We start from the raw sequence: 5,198 nt of genomic DNA on the forward strand, positions 1-5,198 counted from the left end.
CGCGTCGATCTTACTCACTTCGCGGATACTGATAATGGCTTGGGCCACCATCAGCACAAGAATTGCGGCAAATCCAAGGGCCAAGCGCGGCCCGATCCGCATAGACTTCAGGATCGCCATTCGAATCTCGCAATATGACTAGGGGGAAAAAACAAAGCGCCGAGGGACCTTAACGGTGTCTTTATCTGGGTTCAAGGATGGCACTCTGCCTAGCCCTCTGAAGAGGAGTGCTAAAATAATCAGGAGTGATGGCGAAACCGGAACCCTTCGCGCAGCATGCGGGTGATCCGTGCCCAACGCTCCATCCCTTCGGGCGGGCGTTCGGGTTCAAGATCGATCCCGACATCGAGAATCCGATCATTTTCGACGGTTTTGACGATCAAATCGATTGGCCCCATCCGCACCCGGTCGCCCACCGTCGGCAGGGTTGCAAGCTTTTCGGCGAGGTAGCTCGCAATCGTCAGGCCCCCGGAGCCCTCCGGAATCGGCACGCCGTAGAGTTTGCCGAAATCGTCGAGCGTGCGCGACCCATCGATAGTGAATTCGCCCAGCAGAGCATCGGGGTCGGCGATGCGCGTCGATTTCGGGCCGAACAGCCGGTCGATCTGCCCTAGAAAGGCGGTTTCGGCGCGGATCAGCAGATAATCGCCGGGCACCAGGGTTGCTGCGGCATTCGGGCCGAGCGCCATGCCTTCGCGCAACAGCATCAAGACTTTGGCATTGCCCGGCAGGGTTAAAGCCCCGTCTGCGCGGGCGAGAATGGCGCTTTCCGGCGTTACCGCATAGCCCGAGACGGCATTCTCGCCCTCCACCGTGCCCGGCAGATCGATATCGAAGCGGGCGGGCGGCGGCGGCTCGGCGGGAACGGTCAGGCGCAGCAGGCGGGCCAAGGGGGCGAGCGTCCAGCCCTGCACGAGCAGCGACAGCACCACCACCACAAAGGCGACGGAGAAATAGGCCATGCCGCCGGGCGCGCCCGCCAGCACCGGCACAATCGCCAAGAAGATCGGCACCGCCCCGCGCAAGCCAACCCAGGAGACGAAGATCACCTCGCGCCAGTTGAAGCGGAACGGCAGCAAGCACAGCGCCGTCGCCAAGGGCCGCGCCACGAACATCAGCACCACGGCCACCCACAGCGCCGGGCCGAGATATTCGACCAGCGAGGCGGGGGTGACGAGCAGCCCGAGCATGAGGAACAGGGCGATCTGCGCAAGCCAGGCGAAGGCATCGAGAAAACGCTCGATCCCTGCGTGGGCCTTGCTGCGCTGATGGCCGACCAGCAGTCCGACGAGATAGATGGCAAGGAAGCCCGAGGCATGGACACTCTGAGCCGCGCCGAACACCATCAACGCGCCCGCCAGCGTGAAAATGGGGTAGAGGCCGGGTTCGATGTCGATTCGGCGCAAAATACCGCGCAAGGCAAAGCCGCCGCCCGCGCCAAAAGCCGCGCCGCCGAGCATTTGCAGCAGAAAGAACGGAATCGGGCCGATGCTCACGGCCCCCTCGCTATTAGGCGCGAGGATCGTTACCAGCAGCAGCGTAAGGAAAATCGCCATCGGGTCGTTGAGCCCGGATTCAACTTCCAGCGTCGCCCGCACGCGCTTGTGGATATCGACCTTATTCTGCCGCATCAGCCCGAAGACGGCGGCGGCATCGGTGGAGGCCACAATCGCGCCCATCAGCAAGGCCTGCACCCAATTATGGGAGAAAGGCGCAATCGCCCCGGCCACGATCCCGGCCGACAGCCCAACCCCCACCGTCGCTAGCACGAAGGCGGGCAGCCCCGCCTGTCGGAACTGGCTGAGCGGCGTGCGCATACCGCCTTCGAATAGAATAATCGCCAGCGCGGCGCTACCGATGGTATAGGCGGCCTGAAAATCGGCAAAAAGAATCCCGCCCGGCCCGTTTTCCCCCGCCAGCATCCCAAGACCGAGAAAGACCACCAGCAAGGGTGCGCCGACGCGCGTCGAAACCATGCCCGCAAAGATGCTCAGCAACAGCAGAGTGCCTATAAGGAGGATAAGCTGATTGCTGGCGTCCACGCGTTTCTCCCGATGCTTCTCGACTCGACGCTTATCATGACGAATTTTCAGCGTAGCGAAAGACGGTAAACTCTGCCGTATTACGTTTGCTGTACCCGTTCCCCCTAGCCTTACACGAAAGGATCACGGCAGCATCATGGCATCCGACGAAGATATTTTTGCGGCGCGGCTTTTCGTCCAGGCCGCGCTGGTACCGGGGGCGGACCTCAGCCTGGATGAAGCGCAGACCCATTACCTGCGCGCTGTGCTGCGCCTCGGCCCCGGCGATCGCCTCGCGCTGGTCAATGGCCGCGACGGCGAAGCGCTGGCCGTGCTGGAAAAGCTGGAAAAACGCAGCGGCCTCGCTCGGATCGACAGGCTCACCCGGCCCTTCGCGCCTGAACCGGACCTATGGCTCTGCTTCGCGCCGATCAAACGCGCCCGGCTGGATATGATAGTGGAAAAAGCCACCGAACTTGGCGCGTCCCGCCTTCTCCCGGTGCTGACCCGCCGCACTAACGCCGGACGCGTCACCACCGAGCGGCTGCGCGCGATTGCCCAGGAAGCGACCGAACAATGCGAGCGTCTCACGCTCCCTGAGGTGGCCGAGCCGGTTCAATTGGCGAAGCTTCTCGCCGACTGGCCGCCGGGCCGCGTGCTGCTGATGGCCGACGAAGCGGGGGACGCGCCCGACGCCCTGTCAGCCCTCGCAGGGCTTCCCGAGTCGGTCGGGCTGGCGGTGCTGATCGGGCCGGAAGGCGGGTTCGATCCCAGCGAGCGCGACGCTTTGAAGGCGCTTGCAATCGGGCAAGAGCCTCGGCATGGTGAGAATGAGGTTAACGGCGTTAGCTTGACCGCTCCGGGGCGAGCGGGCTTTGTCTTGCGCGTTAGCCTGGGGCCGCGCATTCTGCGGGCCGATACGGCGGCGATGGCCTTGCTGGCGCTTGTTCAGGCGCAGCGGGGCGATTGGCGGGAACAAGGGCCGCGCGGCAGCGCGCTGGCTTCGCATTAAAAAGCCCCCGGCCACTCAAGGCGGTGCGGCAGAAAACGAGGGATTTGATGGCGGGCACCCCTTCCGGTCTAGGCGATGTGATTACCGATACGCGCCAGTTGGTCGCCTATCTCGACAGCGGCTCTAAGCCCGAAGACCAATGGTCCATCGGCACCGAGCACGAAAAATTCGTCTTCCTCCGCGATGGTCTCGCCGCTCCGGGCTATGACGGGCCGAACGGTATTCGCGCGCTGCTGGAAGGCCTTGCGGCTGAGTATGGCTGGACGCCGGTGCTGGAAGGCGATCATCCGATTGCGCTGACGCGCGGCAAAGCTCGGTGAGCCTGGAGCCGGGCGGGCAGTTCGAGCTTTCGGGCGCACCCGTCGCCACGCTGCACGAAACCGAAGCCGAACTGCTGAATCACCTCCAGGAAGTGACGGCCATCGGCGACAAGCTTGGCCTCGGTTTTCTTGGCGCGGGCTTCAATCCCTTGGCGACGCGCGCGCAAGTGCCGTGGATGCCCAAGGGCCGGTACGCCATTATGAAAGCCTATATGCCGAAAGTGGGCAGCCTCGGGCTCGATATGATGCTGCGCACCTGCACCGTCCAGGTGAACCTCGATTACGGCTCCGAAGCCGATATGGTGAAAAAGTTCCGCGTGTCGCTGGCGCTGCAACCGCTCGCCACCGCCTTATTCGCCGCCTCGCCCTTCACCGAAGGCCGCCCGAACGGTTTCCAGAGCTTCCGTAGTCACATTTGGACCGATACCGACCCCGACCGCTGCGGCATTCTGCCCTTCGTGTTCGAAGACGGTATGGGGTTCGAACGTTATGTGGACTATATGCTCGATGTGCCGATGTATTTCGTCTACCGCGATGGGAAATACATCGATGCCTCGGGTCAGAATTTCCGCGATTTTATCGACGGCAAACTCCCGGCCCTGCCCGGCGAGCGCGCCCATGTCGGCGATTTCATCGATCACCTCTCCACGGTCTTCCCGGAAGTGCGGCTGAAGAAGTTCCTCGAAATGCGCGGGGCCGACGCCGGGCCGACCAAGCGCCTGCTCGCGCTCCCCGCCCTCTGGGTCGGGCTGCTCTATGACACGACGGCCCTTGATGCCGCCTGGGATTTGGTGAAGGGCTGGACGCCCGAAGATCACGCCACGCTTCGCACGAGCGTTCCGGCGCGCGGCCTCGCCACGCCGTTCAAGGGCCAAACCGTGCGCGAGGTGGCGCTGACCATGCTAACCATCGCCTGCGACGGGCTTCGCAATCGCCGCCGCTTCAACGGCCACGGCGAGGATGAAACCCACACGCTCGACCCGCTGTTCGCCATCGCCGCCAGCGGCCGCAGTTTTGCGGATGATTTGCTGGATGCCTTTCATGGTCCTTGGCAGGGCGATGTGCGAAAAATTTACGGTGAGCGGGCGTTTTAGGGCGGTTAGGCGAGCGGAATCGGCAGCGCCGTCGTGAATTTCAGGCGGCGCATCGAAATCATGGTTTCAAAGCGTTTTACGCTAGGATTACCGAGAAAATGCCGACTGCTGAACGCCTCATAGCCCCCCATATCGGCCACCGATAGCACCATGACGATGTCTGCCGCGCCGGTGACGTACCAGCATTGCTGAACTTCCGGCGCGGCCTTCATGGTTTGGGCAAAGCTCTCTAAAATCTCGCGTTGGTCACGCTCTAACGACACGAGAACGATCACCGAAATTGGATTTCCCGCCGCCGCAGGGGCTAGAATCGCAACCTCGCGGTCAATCACGCCTCTGTGCCGCAAGGCTTGCAACCGGCGACGGCAGGCTGCCGCCGATAGCCCAACCTTCGCGGCCAGGGCCTCGCTGGTTTGCGTGGCATCGTCCTGAACTAAGGTTAGTAAGTGGCGGTCGAACCGATCCAAATCAGACATGCGATCATTTTGCGCATTAAGGGCCGCTATAGCAATCAAAACGATTACATTAGCGATCAAGATAGATCACTCTGCCGCGCAGGCTCGTCCTATTCTCACCTCCAATCCGCTTGTGAATAGGAAGCTACTCTTATGCTCGATCATCTCTCCCTCGGGGTTCGCAATCTCGATCACGCGAAGCGCTTCTACGAGGCGATGTTTGCACCGCTAGGCTATCGCTGCCTCCGGGCAAATGAGACGGAACTCGCTTTTGGGACGGACGCAAACTGGGCCTT

3 protein-coding genes and 1 pseudogene are annotated in these 5,198 nt (G+C 62.4%); 2 read left to right on the forward strand and 2 right to left on the reverse strand.

The features are described from left to right. Positions 1–239: 239 nt before the first annotated feature. A complete protein-coding gene (locus VZ95_RS10570; RefSeq protein ID WP_045775807.1) occupies positions 240–2,042 on the reverse strand; it encodes a potassium/proton antiporter in 1,803 nt (600 codons plus the stop codon). Between the two features lie 136 nt (positions 2,043–2,178). On the opposite strand from VZ95_RS10570, the gene VZ95_RS10575 reads away from it, so the two are divergent. Then, the gene (locus VZ95_RS10575) at positions 2,179–3,033 is read left to right on the forward strand and encodes a 16S rRNA (uracil(1498)-N(3))-methyltransferase (RefSeq protein WP_045775808.1); all 855 of its coding nucleotides are present in this window, start codon (positions 2,179–2,181) and stop codon (positions 3,031–3,033) included. Positions 3,034–3,080: 47 nt separating this feature from the next. Beyond that, a pseudogene (locus VZ95_RS10580) lies at positions 3,081–4,447 on the forward strand (glutamate--cysteine ligase). Positions 4,448–4,452: 5 nt separating this feature from the next. On the opposite strand, the gene VZ95_RS10585 reads toward VZ95_RS10580, so the two are convergent. Beyond that, positions 4,453–4,923: an Lrp/AsnC family transcriptional regulator gene (locus tag VZ95_RS10585; protein WP_045775810.1), complete on the reverse strand. Its 471-nt coding sequence runs from the start codon at positions 4,921–4,923 to the stop codon at positions 4,453–4,455. Between the last annotated feature and the right edge of the window lie 275 nt (positions 4,924–5,198).

Origin of the sequence: Elstera litoralis (genome assembly GCF_000963705.1) — a bacterium.
Taxonomy (GTDB): Bacteria; Pseudomonadota; Alphaproteobacteria; order Elsterales; family Elsteraceae; genus Elstera; species Elstera litoralis.

Bases quoted from the DNA above. Each gene is read 5' to 3' on its own strand.
- VZ95_RS10575 (WP_045775808.1), top strand. From the start codon at position 2,179: ATGGCATCCGACGAAGATATTTTTGCGGCGCGGCTTTTCGTCCAGGCC.
- VZ95_RS10585 (WP_045775810.1), bottom strand. From the start codon at position 4,923: ATGTCTGATTTGGATCGGTTCGACCGCCACTTACTAACCTTAGTTCAG.